Annotated in this window: 19 protein-coding genes; 4 read left to right on the plus strand and 15 right to left on the minus strand. The window is 53.6% G+C overall.

Annotation, left to right across the window (positions count from 1 at the left end):
* The coding region (locus J5067_RS22415; protein ID WP_264652058.1) for a retention module-containing protein at positions 1-5,987 on the minus strand (5,987 nt) is incomplete at its 3' end.
* A gap of 527 nt (positions 5,988-6,514) precedes the next feature.
* Between J5067_RS22415 and J5067_RS22420 the strand changes: the two genes are divergently transcribed.
* The 3 genes from J5067_RS22420 (at position 6,515) to J5067_RS22430 (ending at position 11,524) form a co-directional block, all read left to right on the plus strand.
* On the plus strand, positions 6,515-7,864 hold the full coding sequence (locus J5067_RS22420; protein WP_264646045.1) for a TolC family outer membrane protein: 1,350 nt from the start codon (positions 6,515-6,517) through the stop codon (positions 7,862-7,864).
* A 125-nt stretch (positions 7,865-7,989) separates the two neighbouring features.
* Positions 7,990-10,176 (plus strand): type I secretion system permease/ATPase, encoded by a 2,187-nt coding sequence (locus tag J5067_RS22425; protein WP_264646044.1) that lies wholly within the window; start codon positions 7,990-7,992, stop codon positions 10,174-10,176.
* Positions 10,163-11,524 carry an HlyD family type I secretion periplasmic adaptor subunit gene (locus tag J5067_RS22430; protein ID WP_264646043.1) on the plus strand — a complete coding sequence of 454 codons (1,362 nt, stop codon included), beginning with the start codon at positions 10,163-10,165 and terminating at the stop codon, positions 11,522-11,524. The genes J5067_RS22425 and J5067_RS22430 overlap by 14 nt, the downstream gene beginning before the upstream one ends.
* 97 nt (positions 11,525-11,621) lie before the next feature.
* On the opposite strand, the gene J5067_RS22435 is transcribed toward J5067_RS22430, so the two are convergent.
* Together J5067_RS22435 and pdeH are read right to left on the minus strand one after the other, a co-directional pair.
* Positions 11,622-13,139, minus strand: a complete 1,518-nt coding sequence (locus J5067_RS22435; protein WP_264646042.1) for a bifunctional diguanylate cyclase/phosphodiesterase — start codon at positions 13,137-13,139, stop codon at positions 11,622-11,624.
* Positions 13,140-13,924: 785 nt separating this feature from the next.
* The gene (gene pdeH / locus J5067_RS22440; RefSeq protein ID WP_264646041.1) at positions 13,925-14,713 is read right to left on the minus strand and encodes a cyclic-guanylate-specific phosphodiesterase; all 789 of its coding nucleotides are present in this window, start codon (positions 14,711-14,713) and stop codon (positions 13,925-13,927) included.
* A gap of 186 nt (positions 14,714-14,899) precedes the next feature.
* Between pdeH and J5067_RS22445 the strand changes: the two genes are divergently transcribed.
* Positions 14,900-15,160, plus strand: a complete 261-nt coding sequence (locus J5067_RS22445) for a YfhL family 4Fe-4S dicluster ferredoxin (protein WP_264646040.1) — start codon at positions 14,900-14,902, stop codon at positions 15,158-15,160.
* On the opposite strand, the gene acpS is transcribed toward J5067_RS22445, so the two are convergent.
* The 12 genes from acpS to J5067_RS22505 all read right to left on the minus strand — a co-directional run bounded on the left by acpS (position 15,135) and on the right by J5067_RS22505 (position 25,851).
* Positions 15,135-15,554 carry a holo-ACP synthase gene (gene acpS / locus J5067_RS22450; RefSeq protein WP_264646039.1) on the minus strand — a complete coding sequence of 140 codons (420 nt, stop codon included), beginning with the start codon at positions 15,552-15,554 and terminating at the stop codon, positions 15,135-15,137. The genes J5067_RS22445 and acpS overlap by 26 nt on opposite strands.
* Entirely contained in the window at positions 15,554-16,285 is a 732-nt protein-coding gene (gene pdxJ / locus J5067_RS22455; RefSeq protein WP_264646038.1) for a pyridoxine 5'-phosphate synthase, read from the minus strand. Before pdxJ ends, acpS begins: the two co-directional genes overlap by 1 nt.
* Positions 16,286-16,402: 117 nt before the next feature.
* Complete coding sequence (gene recO, locus J5067_RS22460; RefSeq protein ID WP_264646037.1) at positions 16,403-17,137, minus strand: DNA repair protein RecO; 735 nt, start codon at positions 17,135-17,137, stop codon at positions 16,403-16,405.
* An 11-nt stretch (positions 17,138-17,148) separates the two neighbouring features.
* Positions 17,149-18,054: a GTPase Era gene (era, locus tag J5067_RS22465; RefSeq protein WP_264646036.1), complete on the minus strand. Its 906-nt coding sequence runs from the start codon at positions 18,052-18,054 to the stop codon at positions 17,149-17,151.
* Positions 18,051-18,731 (minus strand): ribonuclease III, encoded by a 681-nt coding sequence (rnc, locus tag J5067_RS22470; protein ID WP_264646035.1) that lies wholly within the window; start codon positions 18,729-18,731, stop codon positions 18,051-18,053. Before rnc ends, era begins: the two co-directional genes overlap by 4 nt.
* A 246-nt stretch (positions 18,732-18,977) precedes the next feature.
* Positions 18,978-19,937 carry a signal peptidase I gene (gene lepB, locus J5067_RS22475; protein WP_264652059.1) on the minus strand — a complete coding sequence of 320 codons (960 nt, stop codon included), beginning with the start codon at positions 19,935-19,937 and terminating at the stop codon, positions 18,978-18,980.
* A 16-nt stretch (positions 19,938-19,953) separates the two neighbouring features.
* Complete coding sequence (gene lepA / locus J5067_RS22480; protein ID WP_264646033.1) at positions 19,954-21,753, minus strand: translation elongation factor 4; 1,800 nt, start codon at positions 21,751-21,753, stop codon at positions 19,954-19,956.
* A gap of 293 nt (positions 21,754-22,046) precedes the next feature.
* Positions 22,047-22,505: a SoxR-reducing system protein RseC gene (rseC, locus tag J5067_RS22485; RefSeq protein WP_264646032.1), complete on the minus strand. Its 459-nt coding sequence runs from the start codon at positions 22,503-22,505 to the stop codon at positions 22,047-22,049.
* Positions 22,506-22,529: 24 nt separating this feature from the next.
* Positions 22,530-23,507, minus strand: coding sequence for a sigma-E factor regulatory protein RseB (rseB, locus tag J5067_RS22490; RefSeq protein ID WP_264652060.1), 978 nt, complete (start codon positions 23,505-23,507; stop codon positions 22,530-22,532).
* Positions 23,507-24,163 carry an anti-sigma-E factor RseA gene (gene rseA, locus J5067_RS22495; protein WP_264646030.1) on the minus strand — a complete coding sequence of 219 codons (657 nt, stop codon included), beginning with the start codon at positions 24,161-24,163 and terminating at the stop codon, positions 23,507-23,509. The genes rseB and rseA overlap by 1 nt, the downstream gene beginning before the upstream one ends.
* Before the next feature lie 50 nt (positions 24,164-24,213).
* Entirely contained in the window at positions 24,214-24,789 is a 576-nt protein-coding gene (gene rpoE / locus J5067_RS22500; protein WP_195316346.1) for an RNA polymerase sigma factor RpoE, read from the minus strand.
* Positions 24,790-25,104: 315 nt separating this feature from the next.
* The gene (locus J5067_RS22505; protein WP_264652061.1) at positions 25,105-25,851 is read right to left on the minus strand and encodes a tRNA1(Val) (adenine(37)-N6)-methyltransferase; all 747 of its coding nucleotides are present in this window, start codon (positions 25,849-25,851) and stop codon (positions 25,105-25,107) included.
* Positions 25,852-26,012 lie beyond the last annotated feature (161 nt).

Raw genomic sequence — 26,012 nt, forward strand, 5'->3', positions numbered from 1 at the left:
GTCACACCGGTTACCGTAACGACCTTGCCGTTCACGTCCGTGAACGTCAGATCGACCGTCTTCTCACTGCTGGTGCCGCTGACCGGCGTCGCGGTGGATTCTGCAGTATTGATATAGCCGTCATCGCCGGCAAAGTGCTCGATATCTACCGCAGGACCGGTGACGTCCAGCGTCGAGTTGGCGGTGTCATGCGCCTGATTGCCCGCCGGGTCAGTGGCGGTAGCTTTGGCTTCCACCTTGCCCTCGGCCAGGCTGCTCAGATCGGCCGTGGTGCTCCACTTGCCGTCCACTACCGATACGTTCTTGACCTCAACCGTCTTGCCGTTGACGTCGGTAAACACCAGATCCACGGTCTTCTCACTGCTGGTGCCGCTCACCGGCGTGGCGGTGGATTCACTGGTATTGATAAAGCCGTCGTCGCCGGCAAAGTGCTCGATATCCACGCTCGGTCCGGTGACATCCAGCGTAGAGTTGGCGGTGTCGTGCGCCTGATTACCCGCCGGGTCCGTCGCCGTGGCTTTGGCTTCCACCTTGCCTTCCGCCAGGCTGCTCAGATCGGCGCTGGTGCTCCACTTGCCGTCCACTACCGAGACGTTTTTCACTTCAACGGTCTTGCCGTTGACGTCGGTAAACACCAGATCCACGGTCTTCTCACTGCTGGTGCCGCTCACTGGCGTCGCCGTCGACTCGCTGGTATTGATAAAGCCGTCATCACCGGCAAAGTGCTCGATATCGACGCTCGGTCCGGTGACGTCCAGCGTCGAGTTGGCGGTGTCGTGCGCCTGATTGCCGGCCGGGTCCGTGGCCGTGGCTTTGGCTTCCACCTTGCCTTCCGCCAGGCTGCTCAGATCGGCGCTGGTGCTCCACTTGCCGTCCACTACCGAGACGTTTTTCACTTCAACGGTTTTGCCATTAACGTCGGTAAACACCAGATCAACGGTCTTCTCGCTGCTGGTGCCGCTGACTGGCGTCGCCGTCGACTCGCTGGTATTGATATAGCCGTCATCGCCGGCAAAGTGCTCGATATCCACGCTCGGTCCGGTGACATCCAGCGTCGAGTTGGCGGTGTCGTGCGCCTGATTACCCGCCGGGTCCGTCGCCGTGGCTTTGGCTTCCACCTTGCCTTCCGCCAGACTGCTCAGATCGGCGCTGGTACTCCATTTTCCGTCTACCACGGTCACACCAGTTACCGTGACAACCTTGCCGTTCACGTCCGTGAACGTCAGGTCAACCGTCTTCTCGCTGCTGGTACCGCTCACCGGCGTCGCCGTCGACTCGCTGGTATTGATATAGCCGTCGTCGCCGGCAAAGTGCTCGATATCGACCGTTGGACCGGTGACATCCAGGGTGGAATTGGCGGTGTCATGCGCCTGATTACCCGCCGGGTCCGTGGCGGTGGCTTTGGCTTCCACCTTGCCTTCCGCCAGATCGCTCAGATCGGCGCTGGTGCTCCACTTGCCGTCCACTACCGATACGTTCTTGACCTCAACGGTTTTGCCGTTGACGTCGGTAAACACCAGATCCACGGTTTTTTCGCTGCTGGTGCCGCTGACTGGCGTGGCGGTGGACTCGCTGGTATTGATATAGCCATCGTCGCCGGCGAAGTGCTCGATATCGACGCTCGGACCAGTCACATCCAGCGTCGAGTTGGCAGTGTCGTGCGCCTGATTACCGGCCGGATCCGTGGCGGTAGCTTTGGCGTCGATCTTGCCTTCCGCCAGACTGCTCAGATCGGCCGTGATGTTCCACTTGCCGTCCACTACCGATACGTTCTTGACCTCAACGGTTTTGCCGTTGACGTCGGTAAACACCAGATCGACGGTTTTTTCGCTGCTGGTGCCGCTGACCGGGGTCGCCGTCGACTCGCTGGTATTGATATAGCCGTCGTCACCGGCAAAGTGCTCGATATCGACGCTCGGGCCGGTCACGTCCAGCGTCGAGTTGGCGGTGTCGTGCGCCTGATTACCGGCCGGGTCCGTAGCGGTAGCTTTGGCTTCCACCTTGCCTTCCGCCAGACTGCTCAGATCCGCCGTGGTGCTCCACTTGCCGTCCACTACCGAGACGTTCTTGACCTCTACCGTCTTGCCATTGACGTCGGTAAACACCAGATCAACCGTCTTCTCACTGCTGGTGCCGCTGACTGGCGTGGCTTTGGATTCCGCGGTATTGATATAACCGTCGTCGCCGGCAAAGTGCTCGATATCGACACTCGGACCGGTGACATCCAGCGTCGAGTTGGCGGTGTCGTGCGCCTGATTGCCCGCCGGGTCAGTGGCGGTGGCTTTGGCTTCCACCTTGCCCTCGGCCAGGCTGCTCAGATCGGCCGTGGTGCTCCACTTGCCGTCCACTACCGATACGTTCTTGACCTCAACCGTCTTGCCGTTGACGTCGGTAAACACCAGATCCACGGTCTTCTCACTGCTGGTGCCGCTCACCGGCGTGGCGGTGGATTCACTGGTATTGATAAAGCCGTCATCACCGGCAAAGTGCTCGATATCGACGCTCGGGCCGGTGACGTCCAGCGTCGAGTTGGCGGTGTCATGCGCCTGATTGCCCGCCGGGTCAGTGGCGGTGGCTTTGGCCTCCACCTTGCCTTCCGCCAGGCTGCTCAGATCGGCGCTGGTGCTCCACTTGCCGTCCACCACGCTGACATTCTTGACCTCTACCGTCTTGCCATTAACGTCGGTAAACACCAGATCAACCGTCTTCTCGCTGCTGGTGCCGCTGACCGGCGTCGCCGTCGACTCGCTGGTATTGATAAAGCCGTCGTCACCGGCAAAATGCTCGATATCCACGCTCGGACCAGTGACATCCAGCGTCGAGTTGGCGGTGTCGTGCGCCTGATTACCCGCCGGGTCCGTAGCGGTGGCTTTGGCTTCCACCTTGCCTTCCGCCAGACTGCTCAGATCGGCCGTGGTGCTCCACTTGCCGTCCACTACCGAGACGTTCTTGACCTCAACGGTTTTGCCGTTAACGTCGGTAAACACCAGATCGACCGTCTTCTCGCTGCTGGTACCACTCACCGGGGTCGCCGTCGACTCGCTGGTATTGATATAGCCATCATCGCCGGCAAAGTGCTCGATATCGACGGTTGGACCAGTCACATCCAGGGTGGAATTGGCGGTGTCATGCGCCTGATTGCCCGCCGGGTCAGTGGCGGTAGCCCTGGCTTCCACCTTGCCTTCCGCCAGACTGCTCAGATCGGCCGTGGTGCTCCATTTTCCGTCTACCACGGTCACACCAGTTACCGTGACAACCTTGCCGTTGACGTCCGTGAACGTCAGGTCAACCGTCTTCTCGCTGCTGGTCCCACTGACCGGCGTCGCCGTCGACTCGCTGGTATTGATAAAGCCGTCATCGCCGGCAAAGTGCTCGATATCCACGCTCGGTCCGGTGACGTCCAGGGTGGAGTTGGCGGTATCGTGCGCCTGATTGCCGGCCGGGTCAGTGGCGGTGGCTTTGGCCTCCACCTTGCCTTCCGCCAGGCTGCTCAGATCGGCCGTGGTGCTCCACTTGCCGTCCACCACGCTGACATTTTTCACTTCCACGGTCTTGCCGTTGACGTCGGTAAACACCAGATCCACGGTTTTCTCGCTGCTGGTGCCGCTGACTGGCGTCGCCGTCGACTCGCTGGTATTGATATAGCCATCATCGCCGGCAAAGTGCTCGATATCGACCGTCGGACCAGTCACATCCAGCGTCGAGTTGGCGGTATCGTGCGCCTGATTGCCGGCCGGGTCCGTCGCCGTGGCTTTGGCTTCCACCTTGCCCTCGGCCAGGCTGCTCAGATCCGCCGTGGTGCTCCACTTGCCGTCCACTACCGATACGTTCTTGACCTCAACGGTTTTGCCATTAACGTCGGTAAACACCAGATCCACGGTTTTTTCGCTGCTGGTCCCACTGACCGGCGTGGCGGTGGACTCGCTGGTATTGATAAAGCCATCATCGCCGGCAAAGTGCTCGATATCGACCGTTGGACCAGTCACATCCAGCGTCGAGTTGGCGGTATCGTGCGCCTGATTGCCCGCCGGGTCAGTCGCCGTGGCTTTGGCTTCCACCTTGCCTTCCGCCAGGCTGCTCAGATCCGCCGTGGTGCTCCACTTGCCGTCCACCACGCTGACATTTTTCACTTCAACGGTCTTGCCGTTGACGTCGGTAAACACCAGATCAACCGTCTTCTCACTGCTGGTGCCGCTGACCGGGGTGGCGGTGGATTCCGCAGTATTGATATAGCCGTCGTCACCGGCAAAGTGCTCGATATCGACGCTCGGGCCAGTCACGTCCAGCGTCGAGTTGGCGGTGTCGTGCGCCTGATTGCCGGCCGGGTCCGTGGCGGTGGCTTTGGCTTCCACCTTGCCTTCCGCCAGGCTGCTCAGATCCGCCGTGGTGCTCCACTTGCCGTCCACTACCGAGACGTTCTTGACCTCTACCGTCTTGCCATTGACGTCGGTAAACACCAGATCCACGGTTTTTTCGCTGCTGGTGCCGCTCACCGGCGTCGCCGTCGACTCGCTGGTATTGATAAATCCGTCATCGCCGGCAAAGTGCTCGATATCGACGCTCGGGCCAGTCACATCCAGCGTCGAGTTGGCGGTGTCGTGCGCCTGATTACCGGCGGGATCGGTGGCGGTGGCTTTGGCGTCGATCTTGCCTTCCGCCAGACCGCTCAGATCAACAGAGGTGCTCCACTGGCCGTTCACCACCGGCACGCCAACGATCGTGACTACCTTGCCGTTAACGTCCGTGAACGTCAGGTCTACGGAAGACTCACTGCTGGTCCCGCTGATAACGGTCGCTGTCGACTCAGCGCTATTAATAAAGCCGTCGTCACCCGCGAAGTGGGTAATCGCAACGTCTGGGGCAGAGGTATCGACCCCGTAAGGGCGTGTAGCATTGGCAGTAGTCTGGTTACCCGCCTCATCGGAAGTGGTCACAGAGGCATTAACAGCGCTGTTACTTGCCAGCACGCTACCCGGCACGCCGCTCACGCTCCACGTTTTTCCATCCGCATTCACCGTGGTGGTATAACGTTCATTACCAATCGTCAGCGTGACGGTATCACCCGCCTTCACGTCACCCGAGACCGTTCCACCAATGGTTTGACTTTGTCCGGCCTCTTCTGCGTTAACAACATCGTCATTGGCAATGAGATCGATCGCAATGCCTGCATCAGGGGGCAACGTATCTACGGTTACCGAATCCTGCCCGCCCGTACCAGGAATGCCGTTTTCATCGCTATATGAACCATCAGGCACGGTGACAGTGACCGTCCCTTCAAAATTGGGATTTGGGGTGAGCGTACCCGTCCAGCGGGTAGGGTCGGTGGGATCCTGAACCAGATTGGTGAGCGTACCGTTGCTCACGCTCACATCACTGGCATCAAAACCGACTGGCGGCTTGGTAAAGGTGAAGGTCACCGAGCCATCAGGATTGATAACAATGGTCAACGCAGGAGGCGTAGTATCCGGTGTCGTTTCGCTGCTGGCTGCGGCGGCGCGATTGGCAACATCAGCGCCTGTCAGATCGTCGGTAGACGTCGCGGCAAATGCCAGCCCTTGGGTATCATAACCCGCAGTAGCCTCAACCACCTGCCCTGTCAAGCCAAAGACCATGTCGGCAGCATTGACGTGACTGCCACCACCGTCGCCCGCTTCGCCAACGTCAGTATTACCCGCGGCTGGCGCTTCCAGCACTTGAGTCGGGTCAGCGCCTTGTGCGATGGCATCCTGTAATGCCGCCACATCCTGAGCGTCTTGTGCGGTAGCTTGCGGCACTACGCTGGTAGTGTCACTCCACTGGCTGTTTCTCCCAACATCCAGGGTTTTTCCGTCCGGCAACGTGATAGACACCGAGCCGTCACCGCCCGTGACGATTTCTTCGCCACGATAAATTTTGTCACCTGCCGTTAATAACCGCTGTGTGCCATCAAGAGAAATGACGAAGACTTGCCCGATAACGAATTTAATGATACCGATTACGCTATTCACTACGGCTTCTCCTTGATATCTATAATTATTTTTATACAGATATTGAGTTGTTGTAAGGGGATATCAACATCATCCTGATGGGTAAATCTGCGATTTGCTCTCCTGGCCTTGAAACTGTGCAGTCATCAATCAACGCGCGTTGACCGTACACTTGCTTAAGCAAAAAAACGGCGCTCCAGAAATGTTAACCACTTAGCGTACTAATGAGTTAACCATGATGGAGAAAACCGGTTTGCCGGAGCAAAAAATGACGGTATAAGCGTCAATCACTTGACTCGCTCAGCATAATCATAAAAAATTCGGAATATTCTTGCTACAAACTTTAATACAAAAGAGCATCAAATATTTCTCAGACCTTGAATCAGAATGAGATAACAATACAATCAACTGATCATAAAGGAGTTTCAAAACTCTCGCGGTGTGCTATTGAGAAAAAAAGGCGTGAGGGTAAATTAAGAATAATCACAAAAAAAACCAAGCATTCAAATTAATCACAGCGTTTACATGCCATAAAGGAAAACAGCATTATGCTACCTGTATTTCGATACGCTTTTTTACCTTTAGGGATTATGGTCGCACAGCCCTCCAGCGCCGCGACTTTACAGGATGTAATCAAACAAACTCTTGCCACGCATCCCGAAGTCAGTGCGTCGGTGAACAGTCGGCTCTCCGCCGATCATGATTTACGCTCCGCCAAGGGCGGATACTTGCCGTCAATCAATATGAACGCAGGGACCGGTCGTGAGCAAACGGATACCGTTTCTACGCGCGCCAGCGGCGGCAAAACAGAACTGCAACGCCGTGAATCCAGTATCACTTTACAACAAACGCTGTTTGACGGGTTTGCTACGTCGAGTGAAGTCGGTCGGCAGCGCGCTACCGTTAATTCTCGCGCCTATAAAGTACTGAACACGTCTGAGAACGTGGCCTTGAATACGGTCCAGGTTTACCTTGATGTGCTGCAACGGGCAGAATTTGTCAAACTGGCACAAAACAATCTCGCTAATCACGAGCGTATCTACGATCAGATCCGGCTGCGCAGCCAGCAAGGCGTTGCGCGTCTGGCAGATCTCGAGCAGGCAGAAGCGCGTTTGGCACAGGCCAGGAACAATCTGCTTACCGAGCAGACCAATCTGGATGACGCAAAGACCAACTACTTTAGCGTTACAGGTATCGAGCCCGATAACCTGATACTGCCAGATACCGCATTGTTAACCATTCCCGCCTCGCTGGCAGAGGCCCGGCGCGTCATGCTGACCAACAGCCCGATCCTCAAATCCGCCGAATCTGACATCACAGCGACACAACAACAATATGAGGCTGCAAAGTCCTCCTATTATCCTCGTGTCAACGTCGAGCTCGACCGCAATATGAATAACAACGTGGACGGCGTACGCGGACAAAGCAACGAGTGGCAGGCGATGGTCAGAATGCGTTACAACCTCTATCAGGGAGGAAGCAATAAGGCCAACGCGGATGCAAAAGCGTATCAAATCAAAGAGGCACAGGATATTCGCAACAACACGCTGCGTCAGTTGAACGAAGAACTGCGTCTTGCCTGGACGGCGCTGAATAACGCCCGCCAGCAAATCCCCATCGCAGCCGAGTATGCCGATCGCAGCACGAAAGTTCGCACCGCCTACCAAAAGCAATTCAGCATTGGCGAACGTACGCTGCTGGATTTGCTGGACAGTGAAAATGAACTTCTCACCGCACAGCGTCGTCTGGTAGAGATTCAATTCATTGAGAGGTTTACCGAGTATCGTATCAAGGCCAGAATGGGAGACCTGCTGCGCAATCTCTCAATCCAGAGCCCAACAGCGGGACAAAGTTTGGATAACGTCACGGCAGATGTGGATTTGCCTTCGTTAAACTAGCATCTGCGTCGGAAACGACAGTGGGTTGCACGAGGCCGTGGCTCGTTTGTCTGCCGTGTTTTATCGCACCTATCAAGCGTGTGGTAAGCACGGCAGACTGTGTTATGTAAGGGAAGATCAGTGAGATGAAGTTACATTCCGTCGAGGATATCGATACTCCGGAAGCGCCCGTTGCGCATGAACACAACGATCCTCGCACCCGTCATGACGATCCGTTACTGGATGGTTTGTTGATTTTGTGCGCGCTACAGGGCAAGTCTGCGAGTCGTGCGACGCTTACTGCGGGTCTTCCTTTGGCAAAACAGCGCCTGACGGTGCCATTGCTGCCACGCGCGGCCAGCCGCGCAGGGCTGCAAGGCCGGGTATTAAAACGCCCGCTGGATGGCATTCCCGACATGTCGCTACCTGCGATGTTATTGCTGCGGGAAGGTCGCTCGGCGGTACTGCTTGGCTGGAACGACGATGGTTCCGCACGCATCATGCCGAGTGAGACGGAAGGCGGCGAGATACGCGTCGATCGCAACACGCTTCAGGAGAATTATCTTGGTCTGGTGCTGTTTGCACAACCCAGACACGCCTTTGATATCCAAAACGAATCGCTTATCCCACACACCAAATCCTGGTTCAAGGACACGCTGAGGCTGTCGCGCTTCCTGTATGCCGATGCGGTGCTGGCCAGTTTTGTTATCAATATCATCGCACTCGCCACGCCGCTGTTCGTGATGAATGTGTATGACAGAGTGGTGCCCAATCAAGCAACGGCAACCCTTTGGGTGCTGGCCATTGGCGTTATTGGTGCGTTTATTTTCGATCTTATCCTGAAAACGCTGCGTGGCATTTGCCTCGATATGGCAGGAAAAAAGACCGACCTGATCATCTCCGCCTCGCTGTTTGAACGCATCATCGGGATGTCGATGGTTGCGCGCCCGGCCCGCGTCGGCAGCTTCGCGCAAAATATTCATGAATTTCAATCGTTGAGGGATTTCCTCTCCTCGCTGACCCTGACCACGCTGATCGATTTCCCGTTCACGCTGCTGCTATTGCTGGTGATTGGCCTGATTGGCGGTCCGTTGGTGTGGGTGCCCATACTCACCTATCCCATTGCCTTAGCCGTCAGTTGGGCGCTGCAAAAACCGCTGGTTGATACCATCAGCAAGACGATGGAACTGGCAAGCGAGCGCCAAGCCACCCTGATAGAAACACTCAGCAGCCTGGATGCGCTGAAGGTCAATAATGCCCAGAGCGAGCGCCAGCACAGTTGGGAACAAACGTTGGGAAGCCTCAGCCGATTGGAAATGCGCGCTAAAGCGCTTTCTTCTCTTGCCGTCAACCTGACGATGGGGTTCCAGCAAATCGCCGGGGTGGTGATGATTATCGCAGGCGTCTACCTGTTGATTGATGGCAAACTCAGTATGGGGGGATTGATTGCCAGCTACATGCTCAGTGGCCGCGCACTCATGCCCCTTGGTCAGCTATCGGGTCTGGTCGCGCGTTACCAGCAGGCCAAGATAACCATGACCACCACGGAAGAGATGATGCAGTTGCCGCAAGAGCGCCAGGAAAATGAGCGGCCGCTTAAACGCGAACGTATTCAGGGCAGCCTGGAATTCCGCGATGTGACCTTCAGCTATCCCGAACAGAAGCACCGCTCTTTGCACAACATCAACCTCGCTATCGCCGCAGGTGAAAAAGTCGGCATCATTGGCCGAAGTGGTTCAGGCAAAAGTTCGCTGGAAAAACTGATCGTCAATCTTTATCCGCCAAGCGAAGGGAATATTTTGATCGACGGCGTGGACACACGTCAGTTGGATGTCAGCGATTTGCGCCACAACATTGGCTATGTACCGCAGGATATTCAACTGATCAGCGGCACCCTGCGCGATAACCTGATCAGCGGTGCTCGCTATATTGATGATGAATCCATGCTGCGCGCCGCTGAAATCGCCGGCGTCAACGAATTCGCCCGCCTGCATGCGGATGGCTATAACTTGCAGGTGGGAGAGCGCGGCCTGCAACTCTCTGGCGGTCAGCGCCAGGCCGTCGCCATCGCGCGTGCGCTGTTGCTCGATCCGCCGATCATGGTGTTAGATGAACCCACCAGTTCAATGGACAACACCAGCGAAGACCGCTTAAAACAGGCATTACAGCCGGTGTTGCAAAATAAAACCCTGCTGTTGGTGACGCACCGCGTTTCCATGCTGGCCCTGGTAGATCGTTTAATCATTATCGATAAAGGCCGCATTATTGCCGATGGTCCAAAGGCTATCGTGATGGATGCGTTAAAGAAAGGACAGATCAATGCATCTCGCTAAACGCACCGCGGATTTCCTTCGCTATTTCTCCCGCAGGGATCGAGAAACGCTTCAGGCAATTCCTGAGGTCAGCCGCGCGATGCTGGAAGATTCTCCCAAAGCTATCCGTATTACGCTGTGGGCGATTTTCTTTTTTTTCCTGTTTTTCATCTTGTGGGCCGCGTTTGCCAGTATTGATGAAGTCACGCGCGGCGACGGTAAGGCCATTCCGTCATCCCGTCTGCAAAAAATCCAGAACCTGGAAGGCGGTATCGTCACTGAGGTTTACGTTCACGAGGGGCAAATCGTCAATCAGGGCGATCCGTTACTGCGACTCGATGACACCCGCTTCGCCTCAAACGTTGGCGAGACGGAGGCTGACAGGCTGGGGCTGCTCTCGCGTATCGAACGGTTAACGGCTGAAATCAACGATCGCGAATTAGACTTCGCAGCAGAAATCAAAGAAAAAGCCCCTGCCATCGCCAAGGGCGAGATGGACCTGTACAACAGCAGACGCCAACAATTTCGTAATGAGATCTCGGGTCTGGAAGAGCAACTGGTGCAGAAAAAGCAGGAGCAGCGCGATTATGTGGCCAAGCAGGCACAATTTCGTAATAGCCTCAATTTGCTGCAACAAGAAATAAGAATGTCAGAGCCATTGATTGCAGAGGGTGCAATATCTAAAGTCGAAGTGTTGCGGTTGAAACGGGCTGAAGTGGAAACGCAGGGGCAGTTGGAATCCATGACGCTGGCTATTCCTCGCGCTGACTCTGCCATCAAGGAAATTGAAAACAAGGTTCAGGAAGCGCGCGGACGCTATAAAAGCGATGCACTGACCCAGTTGACTGAAGCACAAACCAGTCTGAACAAGATAGCCGCCACGGGTAAGGCGCTGGAAGATCGCGTAAACCGCACGCTGGTGGTCTCGCCGGTGAAAGGCATTGTGCAGCAGATGATGGTCAATACCATTGGTGGCGTTATCCAACCGGGCAACGACATCGTGGAAATAGTTCCGTTGGATGAAAATTTACTGGTTGAAGCAAAAATCTCACCGCGAGATATTGCCTTTCTACATGCCGGTCAGAATGCAATAATCAAACTGACGGCCTACGATTATACGATCTATGGTGGATTAAAAGGGAAAGTTGAGCAAATTAGCCCTGACACCATGACGGATAAAGAAGGCAATAGCTTTTATATCGTTCGGTTGCGCACGGATAAAAATTACTTGGGCACTGAGGATAAACCCCTGGTGATTATTCCCGGCATGGTAGCATCCGTGGATATTATTACCGGAAAGAAAACCATTCTGAGTTATTTGCTTAAACCCATCATCCGAGCAAATGCCGAAGCACTGCGGGAACGCTAATTATCACGCAGTGCTATTCAAGACTTTCATTGAACAACACAACCTGCCCTGTTAATGACAGTTTGTGTTGTTCATTTCCCTAACGTCCCTGCCATTATCACTGATGACCGTTTTGTACGACGTAGATTTGCGTTTGACTACGCCCCATCGCTTTTGCCTGGTACATGGCAGAGTCCGCGTTGATGGCTAACGTCAGTGAATCAGTGCCGTGCTCGGGATAGAGCGCAATACCGATACTGCACGATACTTCGAGCTTTTTCCCTTCAATCTCAAACGGTTTATTCATGGCATTATGAATCTTGTCCGCGACATAGATGGTGTTAGCTTCTTCTTTAATGCCTTGCAGCAAGATAATAAATTCATCGCCGCTACGGCGATAGACAGTGTCAGTATCACGTACTGAACTGCGCATGCGTGCAGCGGCTTCTTTCAACAACAAGTCACCGATGGCATGGCCAAAGGTGTCATTGATCTGTTTGAATTTATCCAAATCGAGAAACATCAGGGCGATACGGCGTCCCGTCTGTTTTGACAGCAAAATAGCCTGTTCCATCTGTTCCGCAAATGTCAGGCCGTTTGCCAGTGATGTCAGTGAATCATAATGCGCCAGTTGGCGATAATGCTCTTCACTGCGACGCAGCATATCAATGGCACTGTAGCGTTCAATGGCAATGCCAACCAATTGCGCAGATTTCTCAATGGAGAACGTCTCTTCTTCGTTTGGCACATAAGGCTTGCGGTGGTAAACACTGAGCACACCGAGGATCTCTTTATTCTGGCCGATAACGGGCTCAGACCAGCAAGAACGTAACCCGGCATAGAGTGCGAGCCCTTTATACAAGGACCAATCAGGATGAATGGAAATATCTTCCGCAATCACGCGCTTACCGGTATATGCCGCCGTACCAAAAGAGGCTGCACCGTCAGCGATTTTAACGTTATGGATGGCATTTTTATAAAAGCCGGGCAAGCTGGGTGCAGAAGCCAGTGTCAGGCATTTCTTCTCTTTATCCACCAACAACACGGAGCAGACGATCCGGCCCGGGTTTTTTTCCTCCACGCTAAACACGATGGCATCAAGGATATCTTTCAACGGTGCACCGCTGGAGAGAAGTTCTAACGCACGGTTGTAGGAGTTATCGTGGTGTTCCTTGGCTTTACGCTCCGTGATATCCAGCTTCACGCCAACATAATTGGTTGAATCTGTTACCTTGTTATACATCTTCGAAATATTGGCTTTTTCCCAATAGAGCTGGCCGTCTTTGCGACGGTTAATAAATTCACCGCTCCAGATCTCACCACGATCGAGCGTTGACCAGAGATCTTCATAGACGCTGGGGTTGGTCATTCCCGAGTTCATTATATTGGTTTTTTTGCCAATCACCTCATCTGGCAGATAACCAGACATGGTTACAAACTGACGATTTACATAAAGAATTTCACAATTCTCATTCGCAATAATGATCGAGGCCGGGCTATATTCTGTGGCATAAAAAATCGTATCGAGGAAGTCTTGCTTTTCGCGATCCTGCTTAAATTTTTGCTTACTTCCCCTGTTTCTGATAACAGAAACTAACAACAGTATTATAAGTATGGTTATTATTATCTCATACACAATAACACGCCCCTCAGTCCTCGAAAGGACTGGTCATGCAAACCACATCACGGATAGTGAAACACACAGACAAAGCGCCGCTCTCCCATACAGATTCGGGATCGGCAGTTTTCCGGAGAGCGGGAGGGAGGGATAAAAAAACGCTCCTGTGTTCAGATAAACTCAAAAACATAGGAACATCAGCATAAAGCCCCCATCTATCACTGTGTGTAAATAAAAATAACAAGTCCAAACAGAGTATCTTTAATTAGCGTTAAGGTGATGAATAATAACTAGTGTTATAAGTTTATCTAATGAAATAAAAAACTTACGAATTCCAATGTTACGTATTTTGAACATCAAAATTCTGTAAGCAAATCAATTATACCAATAGGTATCACTGTTTTAATCAATAAAATCTATCACCACACGGTAATTGATCGTTCTCATTAAATAAAAAACCCTTTTTCTCATTATATTCATAAAGTTACCATCAATGCAAAATCGTTTCACTTATCATCTGCACCTCTTGAACCCCGATGAGGATTAGGAGCGGCAAGGTTCACTCCACCAATCATTAACAATATAAAACACCATCGCTGAAAAAATTACAAGAATTAAACAATGAAAAGAGCCTATCTAACAAAATGAATCACCATTTTTAACGTTTAGGCGTCAGGCAGGACAGCAAACGGCGAAAAAGCAGCGCGCGAAGAAAGGAAAAAATAAAATGTAAATTATCGTGTCAAGTAACCACGCGCTAACAGTGATACAGGTGCATCAGATTTACCTGATCCTGCACATCGTTACAACGTAGATTTCAGCTCGCTAAAATTCTCAAAAGGCTGGGGGCGCGAAAGAAAATACCCTTGTACCGCGTCAGCCCGCGTTTGCGTTACCATGCCCCACTCTTCCTGCGTTTCGACCCCTTCAACCACTACGTGATTACAAAAGCGGGACAGAAGCGCCACCAGTGACGGGAACAACTGACGCCCCTCTTCACTTTTTTGCAGCAAAATAAACAGCTCGCGCGCCACTTTGATACAGTCGTATTGCGCCTGCATCAGCGATGAAAAATTGGCGACGCCCGCCCCGAAATCATCCAGCCACAGATGCTGCATTTCGGGAAACATCGTCAAGACTTCTTGCGAGAGTGCTCCCTGATTTTCCACGATTTCAAATCGCAGCCAGGGCATGGAGGCGATCAACTGCTTCGCTTCATGGCTCTGTTGTAACGCGTGCAACGTTTGCCCGTCCACATTGACTGACGCCAGAATGCCATCCTGAATAAAACGCGGATGCCAACGGGACAGAAGCTGCATTTGCTCAATCACCACCTGTAACCGCTCGCCCACATTGATACTGGCAAAATAGGTTTCAGGTGAAACAAACCGCTGCGGAAACGCTGGCGAAAACACAGCGGTAAGCAGCTCTATGGCTAACAGCTTGCCGCTGGTGCGGTAAATAGGCTGAAAGTTGTAGCGTCTTTGACAGTGATGCCAATAATGGCGTTCAAAAGCTGCCGCATCCCCAAGTTCAGAAGGCAGCGCCTGTATAACCCCTAAATTCCCCTGCTGCCCGATACATTTTGTCATAAGACCTGATGTGATACGTTGTTAGCTTGCTCATACTTAGAAAAATGGATATCGGCAAAGCCACAGAAAACTTTATTGGTTATTTGGCTTATTACGCTATTTTATGCGAGAGATGTCTGGGAAAGAGAGTGCTCGGCTACGCCGTTACGGGTATAATCCGCAGCTGGTTTTGCAAGGTATAGAGAAATGGCATTACTGATCACCCCTAAATGCATTAACTGCGACATGTGCGAGCCTGAATGTCCCAATCAGGCAATTTCCATGGGGTTGGATACCTATGAAATAGACCCGCTGCGTTGCACGGAATGTGTGGGCCACTACGATGTGCCTACCTGCCAAAAGGTATGCCCGATTGACAATACAATCATTCGTGACCCGCAACAAGTGGAAACGCGGGATCAATTATGGGAAAAATTTGTCGTTATGCATCACGCCGATCGTCTGTGAGCGGGCGTTTTCGCTCCCCCTCAAGGATCACCGTGGCGCAGGCATAGTGCCGTTCATCGGCGATGGTCACGTGTATCTCCGCTACCCCTAAGTTTTCCGCCATTGATTGCGCGCGCCCCCAGAGTCGTAAGCAAGGTTTACCCAACGCATCGTTAAACACGTCGAATTGATCGAAAGCCAGCCCTTGGCTAATGCCGGTGCCTAAAGCTTTCGCCGCCGCTTCTTTGACAGCAAAGCGCTTGGCAAGATAACGGGCGGATTGCGGGTGTTTTTCATAGTGCAACCACTCTTGCGCGGATAATACCCGGCGCGCCAGGCGATCGCCGGATCGCGCGATAATCGCCTCGATACGGGCGATCTCCACAATGTCCGAACCAAGTCCCAGAATAGCCATTAACGACGGGCTTCCCGCAGCAATGCTTTCATCTCCGCGACGGCCTCTGCCAAGCCACTCATGACGGCGCGACCGATAATCGCATGCCCGATATTAAGCTCATGAATTTCAGGCAGGGCTGCGATAGCCTGCACGTTGTGGTAGGTCAGGCCGTGCCCGGCATTTACCTTGAGTCCTTTGCTGGCAGCATAAACCGCCGCATCGCGAATACGCGCCCACTCTTGCTGGCGCAGCGTGTCGTCCTGTGCATCAGCATAAGCACCGGTATGGATTTCGATATAAGGCGCGCCAACGGCTACAGCGGCATCAATTTGCACACGTTCGGGATCGATAAACAGGGATACCAGAATCCCCGCCTCGTGCAAACGCGCCACGGCGGATGTCATGCGCGGCAGTTGACCCGCGACGTCCAACCCGCCTTCCGTTGTCACTTCCTGGCGTTTCTCAGGCACCAGACAACAAAAGTGAGGGCGCAGCTCGCAGGCAATCGTCAGCATCTCTTCCGTCACTGCCATTTCAAGATTCATGCGCGTCTGCAACGTTTGGCGTAACAAACGCACATCGCGATCGGTGATATGACGACGATCTTCACGCAGATGAACCGTTATACCGTCCGCCCCAGCTTGCTCGGCAACAAACGCAGCCTGCACCGGATCGGGGTACGCTGTGCCGCGCGCATTGCGCAGGGTCGCCACATGATCGATATTTACACCCAGCAAAAGCTCTGCCATGAAACCAGTCCTCAAAAAAATCACCGTTAGGCGACCAGTGTACACCGGCCTTTCGGGTTGTTACCACTGCGGTAATCATTGGGTACGGTAAGACGGAAAGGTTTACCGTTCAGGTCATTATTCTTTTGCCACAGGAGGCGTGCGGGTACGTAAAACGGCAGATTTCTGAAACAGTTCACGGCTCTTTAAGGGCTTGCCGCCCAGATAGGGTTTGAGCGCCATACGCGTAAAGCGTTTCGCAGCCCGCAGGGTTTGCACATCAGGAAACTCCCGCGCCGCCAGCGCGCGCAGCTCATAGCCGGTAAAACTGCGCTGATCCACAATCATACTGGCGATAAACCCTTTTTCTTCGCGGTAGCGGTAGGTCATGGTATCGGCAACCGGCTCCCCGCTGCCTGCACAGTGCAGAAAATCAACGCCATAACCGAGATAGCCCAACAGCGCCAGCTCAAAACGGCGCAGTGCCGGTTCCGGTGAGGAGCTCAACGCCGCCAGTTGTTGCAAGCAATGCAGGTAATCGAAGAAGAGTGCGGAAAAGTTGGTTTCGTGCTCCAGCACGCGGGCAAGCAATTCATTGACGTAGAGGCCGCTGTACAACATGATGCCAGTGAGCGGTAATGCCAGGGATACCGGTTCAGCGTTACGCAAAGTTTTTATTTCACCGCGTCCGCCCCAGCGCACCAGCAACGGCGTGAACGGTTGCAAACACCCTTTTAGCGGAGAGCGGCGTGCACGCGCGCCTTTGGCTAAAACGCGGACACGCCCTTCGTCTTCCGTGAAAAGATCCAGCAGCAGGCTGGTTTCACTGTAAGGTCGCCCATGCAAGACAAACGCGCGCTGCCAGCCTTCCATCGGCGTTGACCTTATAAATCGTCGATGTAGCCCAGGCTGCGCAGTGCCCGTTCGTCATCCGCCCAGCCGGATTTCACTTTCACCCACAGTTCCAGGTGCACCTTGGCTTCGAACATGGCTTCCATATCCTGACGCGCTTCAATACCAATCGTCTTGATTTTTGCGCCTTTGTTACCGATCACCATTTTCTTCTGACCCTCGCGCTCAACCAGAATCAACCCATTGATGTCATAGCCGCCGCGTTCGTTGGTCACGAAGCGTTCGATCTCGACAGTCACCGAATAGGGCAACTCTTCACCGAGAAAACGCATCAGCTTTTCACGAATAATCTCAGCCGCCATAAAGCGCTGTGAACGATCGGTGATGTAATCTTCCGGGAAGTGATGCTCGGCCACGGGCAGGTGTTTGCGCACAATGCTGGCAATGGTGTCAACGTTGGTGCCCTTTTCCGCAGAAAGAGGAACCACGTCGAGGAAGTTCATTTTTTCACTTAAAAACTGGATATGCGGCAGCAGCTTGGTTTTATCCGTCACATTGTCAATCTTGTTGATTGCCAACAGTACCGGATGTTTTTGATCGCGCAGCTTGCCCACGACCATTTCATCGTCGTCAGTCCAGTGCGTCCCTTCCACCACAAAGATGATCAGCTCAACGTCGCCGATGGAACTGCTGGCTGCACGGTTCATCAGGCGGTTGATCGCCCGTTTTTCTTCAATGTGCAGCCCCGGCGTATCCACGTAAATGGCTTGATAGACGCCTTCGGTGTGGATCCCCATAATGCGGTGGCGCGTGGTTTGCGGCTTGCGCGAAGTAATGGAGACTTTTTGCCCCAGCAGTTCGTTCAACAACGTGGATTTGCCCACGTTGGGTCGCCCAACTATCGCGACGAAACCGCAGTAGGTTTGTTCTTCGCTCATTCAATCTCCAGTATTTTCAACGCTTGTTCCGCTGCTGCCTGCTCCGCCTTGCGTCGGCTGGAGCCCGTACCAATCACCGGTTCATTAAAACCGCTGATCATACAATGAATGGTGAATTCCTGATCGTGTGCTTCACCGCGCACCTGCACCACCAGATAGGTAGGCAACGGCAGATGACGCCCTTGCAGATACTCCTGCAACCGGGTTTTGGGATCTTTCTGTTTATCCCCTGGACTGATTTCATCCAATCGGGTCTGATACCAATTCAGAATCAGTCTTTCGATGTTCTGGATATCGCTGTCCAGAAAAATACCGCCAATCAGCGCTTCGACCGTGTCTGCCAAAATAGACTCACGGCGGAAGCCGCCGCTTTTCAATTCCCCGGGGCCAAGGCGCAGGCATTCACCTAATTCGAATTCACGCGCAATTTCCGCCAGCGTATTGCCGCGCACCAGCGTGGCGCGCATACGGCTCATATCCCCTTCATCGACACGGGGAAAGCGATGGTAAAGTGCATTGGCAATCACAAAACTCAGGATGGAGTCACCAAGAAACTCCAGACGCTCATTGTGTTTGCTGTTGGCACTGCGGTGCGTTAACGCCTGCAATAACAGGTCGTACTGCTGGAAAGTATAGCCCAGCTTTCTTTGTAACCGATTTATTAAGATGGGATTCATGTGTTACCAATAGATCAACAATACCTATTTACCGCAGCATACGGAACAGCGCTGTTCGGGTCGCACTTACGCACGACAGGGGGAACAAAGCTGTTTCGTTTGCATTGGCTCCGAACGGAGCCTGCGTTTTTCGTTTATTCTCGTGACATTCACCGTTGCAAGAGGCTACCTGCAACGGGAATGCAGTTCGAGATACAACAATTCTACAACGTACCCGAAAATAATGCTGCGGGTTTATCACGGTGATTAATGAATTCGACCAATTCGGCTTAAACGTACGCCCGTTGGCCATTCACCTTCTTGTTTCTCAAAGCTCATCCAGATTGCCGTTGCGCGGCCGACCAGATTCTTTTCCGGCACAAAGCCCCAAAAACGGCTATCGGCGCTGTTATCACGGTTATCACCCATCATGAAATAGTGCCCGTTTGGCACCACCCACGTAGCCAGCGGCTGGCGAGACTGCTGGTAGTACATCCCCAGTTGATCCTGGCTACCGGGCACCACCAGAATGCGGTGCGAAACGTCGCCCAGCGTCTCCTGACGAACGCCCATACGCACGCCGCCCGGCTTCTCCTCACCGCGTGGCAGCGCGTAGAAACCGCTGCTCGATTCCGAACCAGGACGGCCGAACGTTTGCACGAAATCACTGGCTTCGAGGTTGCTGTACGTCACCGCGACGGCGCTGTCGCACGCCGAGCCTTCACACGCGGGACGCACCGTAACCTGTTTGCTGAGCGGATCGTAAGAAACCTTGTCGCCCGGCAGACCAATCACGCGTTTGATATAATCCAAACGCGGATTTTCAGGATATTTAAATACCGCAACATCCCCGCGTCGCGGATGCCCAGTCGGGATCAGCGTGGTCTGCGTGATAGGATCTTTGATGCCGTAGGCAAATTTCTCCACCAGAATAAAATCACCAATCAGCAGTGTCGGCATCATTGAGCCCGACGGTATCTGGAACGGTTCGTAAATAAAGGAGCGAACAACGAACACCAGCGCCAATACCGGAAACACTGACGCGCAGGTTTCAATCCAACCGGGCTGTTTGATGGTTACAACGCCCGTGCCGCCATCCTGCTGCGCACTTAGCGCCGCCTCTGCTCTCGCCTTGCGTGCCGGTGCCCATTTAAAGCGTTCAAAACACCAGACAATGCCGGTGACAAGCGTCGCCAGCGCTAAAACCAAGGCAAACATATTGGCCATGCCAACTCCTCAGGGTTTATTTGCTCTCTTTGCCAACGTGCAGAATGGCGAGGAAGGCTTCTTGCGGCAATTCAACGTTGCCGACCTGTTTCATGCGCTTCTTACCGTCTTTCTGTTTCTGCAACAGCTTTTTCTTACGGCTCACGTCACCGCCATAACATTTCGCCAATACGTTTTTACGCAGCTGTTTCACGGTTGAACGCGCGATAATGTGGTTGCCAATGGCCGCCTGAATGGCAATATCAAATTGCTGGCGCGGGATCAGCTCTTTCATTTTTTCCACCAACTCACGGCCACGATACTGTGAGTTATCGCGGTGAGTAATCAGCGCCAACGCATCAACACGTTCGGCGTTGATCATGACATCGACCCGTACCATGTCAGAGGGTTGGAAACGTTTGAAACTGTAATCCAGCGATGCGTAACCGCGCGAGGTCGATTTCAGTCGGTCGAAGAAATCGAGCACCACTTCCGCCATCGGAATTTCATAGGTCAACGACACCTGATTACCGTGGTAAACCATGTTGGTCTGCACACCGCGTTTCTCGATGCACAAAGTGATCACGTTACCCAGGTATTCCTGCGGCAACAGCATATGGCATTCCGCGATAGGTTCCCGCAACTCTTCGATGTTGTTGAGCGGCGGCAGCTTGGAAGGGCTGTCAACGTAGACAATTTCCTGACGCGTGGTCTTCACTTCGTAAATAACGGTCGGTGCCGTGGTGATCAGATCCAGATCGTATTCACGCTCCAGACGTTCCTGAATGATCTCCATGTGCAGGAGGCCCAGGAAGCCGCAGCGAAAACCAAAGCCCAACGCGGTTGAGGTTTCCGGTTCGTAGAACAGTGAGGCGTCATTGAGGCTCAGCTTGCCTAACGCATCACGGAAGTTCTCGTAATCATCAGAGCTGACCGGGAATAAACCGGCATAAACCTGAGGTTTAACCTTTTTGAAGCCCGGCAGCGCTTTGTCGGCCGGTTGACGAGCCAGTGTCAGAGTATCCCCCACCGGGGCACCAAGAATGTCCTTGATGGCGCACACCAGCCAACCCACTTCACCGCAGTTAAGCACATCACGATCGACCTGCTTCGGCGTGAAAATCCCCAGACGATCGGCGTTGTACACCTGACCGGTACTGATGACCTTCACTTTGTCGCCCTTGCGCAACGATCCGTTTTTGATACGAATCAGTGAGACCACACCAAGGTAGTTGTCGAACCAGGAGTCGATGATCAGCGCCTGAAGCGGCGCGTTAGGATCGCCCTCGGGCGGTGGAATTTCTTTCACCAGACGCTCAAGCACATCAGGAACGCCAACCCCGGTTTTCGCCGAGCAGCGCACCGCATCGGTAGCATCAATGCCGACGATATCTTCAATCTCTTCGGCCACGCGCTCGGGATCGGCGGCGGGCAGGTCAATCTTGTTGAGCACCGGGACCACTTGAAGGTCCATTTCCATCGCGGTATAGCAGTTGGCGAGCGTTTGCGCCTCTACGCCTTGCCCTGCATCCACCACCAGCAGCGCACCTTCGCACGCCGCCAGAGAACGAGAAACTTCATAGGAGAAGTCAACGTGTCCCGGTGTGTCGATAAAATTCAGTTGGTAGGTTTCGCCATCTTTCGCATGGTAATCCAACGTTACACTTTGCGCTTTGATGGTGATGCCGCGTTCACGTTCCAGATCCATGGAGTCCAGCACCTGCGCCGCCATTTCACGGTCAGATAAACCGCCGCAGAGTTGAATGATGCGGTCAGAAAGCGTCGACTTACCGTGGTCGATATGGGCAATAATGGAGAAATTTCGTATATGCTTCATTATGAAAGTTTTTCTACCTTGGTATTTCTGAAATTCTTGCCGTCTGGCATGCGCATGCGATGAAAATGGCGGCAATGCCTTCCCCTTTCACCAGAACCGATGCATTCTACATGTCAGACGCCGGAAAACCTAGTCATCAACCCGTATTCCCTTTGATTATGGCGCTTTTATTCCATCATGGCAGACAACCGGGAAAAAGAAGACGTTTAAGGGCAAGCACGCGCGCGTTGGACAGAGAATAGTTCGGTGAGAAGCTACCGGGTGGCACAGCGGCTCGCCCGGTTAAATGAGGCTTAAGATTCGATTTGCAGCGGCTGTCCCGGCAGGGCTATCTGCAAAATAACCGGGCGGTAATGACGTTTCTCGCCTAATTTAAGTGACCAGCCGCGTACCAGAATAAACGCCAACGCGGCGCCCAGCACCGCGCCCAGCACCGCCGCCAGATCGTTGGCGAACAGCGACTGCAACAATCCCGCCCCCGTGAACAACCCCAACAACGGCACCAGATAAACCAGCATGGCGGAACGCAGCAGGCTACTTTCGGAAATACCCAATTCAACACGTTGACCCGGCAGCAAGGGCTGCTCGCACGGAACGTGCAACGCCTGCTCGGCGGACAGCCCTAATTCACTCAGAAGCCCAGTGCCACAGGTTTTACGCGACTGACAACCACTGCACCCGGAACGCTGCTCACAGTGCAGCACGGCCACGCCATTGTGCCAGGAAACCACGGTCGCCCATTCTTTGATCATACCTGCGCCCTACATCTTGCGAATTTACTGCGATTGAAAAATGACATTATCCGCAATGCGTTTGGCCGTCGTAGGGGGCAATTCGCCGACTACGGTGATTTCATAACCATTGCGGATTTCTGTGTGTACGCTGCGCCGTCCCGTGGTGACATACTGCTCGGCACGGGATTCCGACGATGGCGTAATATTAACAGAAAAGCTGAATAAACCATCACTGAACAGACGCGACTCCACCGGGATGCTTATTCCGGGCAGCGTTCTGCGGGTACGCGAGATCTCCTTCATGCCCTGCGGCAGCCATTCAGGGATCCAGCTCAGGTTAACCGTTTCGGCCGACGGTGTCGTCAGCAATGGCGGTAAGCCTTCGGTTAATAATGGGCGCAACGTTTCACGGATGTCATCACTGACCACCAGCGATGTCACCAGAAATTGCTCCAGCCGTTCCCCGTTGCGATCCTGCAAATCAATACGCAACGGCAGTTTGGTGGCAACATCAAACCATACGCTGTAACTATAACGAGTCCCATCCCGGGAAATAATACGCATCCCTTCACACAGGCGATCGGCAATACGCACTCTGCCTGCCGCCGGAATGAAATCATAGAACGCGGAAAGCGATTGATGATCGGCATAAACCAGGCTGGGGAACGAATCGATGATGTGATCGCTGGAGAGCGAGAAGGGTTCGAGATCGGCATCAAAGTAACTGATGTCCCGGTCTCGCTGCACGATTTCCCGGCGAGGCCCATCCATAAACAGCAACTGTGCCACGGGACGGTTGTCTATACGGGCATGCCGATAGCGCAGAGATTCGATGCCCTGCCGTGAGATATTGATGAAATGTATTTCATAATTCAATGCCCGGATAGCATTGCCCATCTGTTGCAGCGAGGACGAGGGCTGAGGCTGCAACACCGTACCTGACGCAGGCTGCGCCAGGACGGTTGTTGAATAGGGTAAGCAACCGAGCAGAATGCAAAAAGCAAACCCAACACGCTTCATTAACGAGATTGCGTTCCTAAAGATTGAGTGCCAGGCACCTGAATAGCGGCCTGCTGTTCTTCATCTTGCTGACCTTGCAACGGCTCCGAATGGAGGCGGCGCTGCAACTCATAGTCCTGCAACATGACATTAATGCGGTTGCGCTGTGCTTCAACCTGACGTTGACCACCGTGCGACACCACGTTTTCAGACGGTACACCCAGGCTTACCGGAGAGGCAGTGCCCATGGCGGGAAGCGTACTAAACGCGGGCATATCGTTCTGTGCTTCCGGGGCTTGATCCGGGGCGCGTTGCATTTGCACGCCGACGATCACTGCCAACGAGACACAGGCGGCCACCCCAACCTGAGTCAACTGGCTTGCCCAGGGACGCACTTTGTCCCAGAACGACAAACGCGACCAGGTATCGGGATGAGGCTGTGCTTCGGGAATAGCCTGGGGCGCAATGCGCACCGGCTCTTCGGCAATCGCCTGCGCCACGCGCGCGGCAATATCGATGTCAATAACACTCTGCGCCACGTCACCACGCAGCGTATCGCGAATCAAATGGTAGCTTTGCCAACTTTTTTGCAGTTCAGCATCCCGCCCCAATGTGTTAAGCAGTTCGGTATCCGCTGCCTCGCCGTCCATTAAAGCGGAAAGTTTCTCTTTCTGCATACCCATACCCTTACCTTGTCAAATCCATCATGGTTAACGCGAAAACCGGGTTAACGTTGAATTAGCGGTTGTACTTTGTTATCGATCGCTTCTCGCGCACGGAATATGCGAGAACGAACAGTGCCGACCGGGCAATCCATAATGGCGGCTATTTCTTCATAACTCAGGCCATCAAGTTCGCGTAGCGTAATCGCCATCCGTAAATCTTCTGGCAACGCTTCAATGGTTCGAAAAACGATACTTCTCAATTCCTCTGACAACATTAAGTTCTCAGGGTTCGATATTTCTTTTAATGCGCTGGCGGTTTCGTAATTTTCAGCGTCATTGGCATCAACGTCGCTCGACGGTGGTCGCCGCCCCTGAGCAACCAGATAGTTTTTGGCCGTATTGACCGCAATGCGATACAGCCAGGTGTAGAACGCACTATCGCCGCGAAAAGACTCCAACGCGCGATAGGCTTTGATAAACGACTCCTGCACCACATCCGGCACATCCCCAGGGGGAACGTACCGTGACACCAGGTTCGCCACTTTGTGCTGGTAGCGCACCACCAGCAAATTAAAAGATTTCTGGTCGCCTTTCTGGACACGTTCGACCAGAATGCGATCCGCTAGCTGCTCGCTCATCCGAGGTAATGTCTCCTCAAACCGTTCTCCACACGTAAAATAGTACTGCCAGCCATGTCGTTATTAAATAATCGGAGCAAGCTGATAAGTCGGACATCATCGGACAAGAAAAGTTCCCGACGGCGTTTGTTCCTTCTTCTTTTATGTTGCTCAGCCTGCCCCATATCTCTTCGCGCGTCGGCGTTTACATCCGTACACGTCGCGCAGCTTTCTGTTATTTAGCTGGGACAGTCAGGGGATCATACGCGAAAAAGCGTTCAATAGCACCGTTAGCCTCTGAGGGTACCCGCGCCATTGTTAACGATAGGGAATATCCTACATAAATAAATAGAAATCCTGAGTCAATGCGCGGAAATCACAAGAGTAGCTACCATCTGCTGCGCGCACCGTCAGCGTCTGCCTCTCGCAGGGGCCAGTCTGCTTCGAGAGGGTCAACAGTTCCCGATGCGGTTTGCCCTCCTCCCGCTCACGCACCGCCAGCCGCTGACGTATCGACCACCCCTGTTGACAGGCCGTGATGCAAAAATCACTGGCTACCTGACTCGGTAGCACCACACAGAAACGCCCTTCCGGTTCCAGCAGCCTGGCGGCACACTGGAGCAACGTTTCATGGGACAAGCTCTCGGTATAGCGGGCTTTGCTGCGCGCCTCGCTCCGGCACGCACTGCCGGGTGCAAAATAAGGAGGATTACTCACGATCAACGCGTAACCTGATGCCGTTTGTGCCGTAAACGTCTCAATATCACGGTTCACCACAGTAATACGTGATGCCCACGGTGAAGCCTGCCGATTCTCTTGTGCCTGCGCACTGGCCTCAGGCTCTAGCTCAACCGCATCGATCGTCACCGCGTCTGGGCTGCGCTGCGCCAACATCAGGGTGATAACGCCGGAACCGCTGCCGATATCCAGCACACAGCCGGTTTGTGGCACCGGCGCCCAGGCACCGAGCAAAATGGCATCCGTACCCACTTTCATCGCACAACGATCGTGCGCGACAAAAAATTGTTTAAACGTGAACCCGTTGCGCCGCAATGTTTGTGCTCGCGCTGCGTGCTGATGCATGATGTGCTGCTCCTCCTGAAAACCGCCGTAGCATAAGGGAATCCCTGCAACAGGGAAAGCACCCCGCCGGGCAACCCCGGCGACATGACACAGAGGGTGTGTAAACAGATGATGAAGTGCACGCGTAATGCGTCTATAATCAGCGCCCCAAACAGAGGTAG

This window comes from Candidatus Symbiopectobacterium sp. NZEC151 (genome assembly GCF_025962655.1).
In the GTDB taxonomy this organism is placed as follows: domain Bacteria; phylum Pseudomonadota; class Gammaproteobacteria; order Enterobacterales; family Enterobacteriaceae; genus Symbiopectobacterium.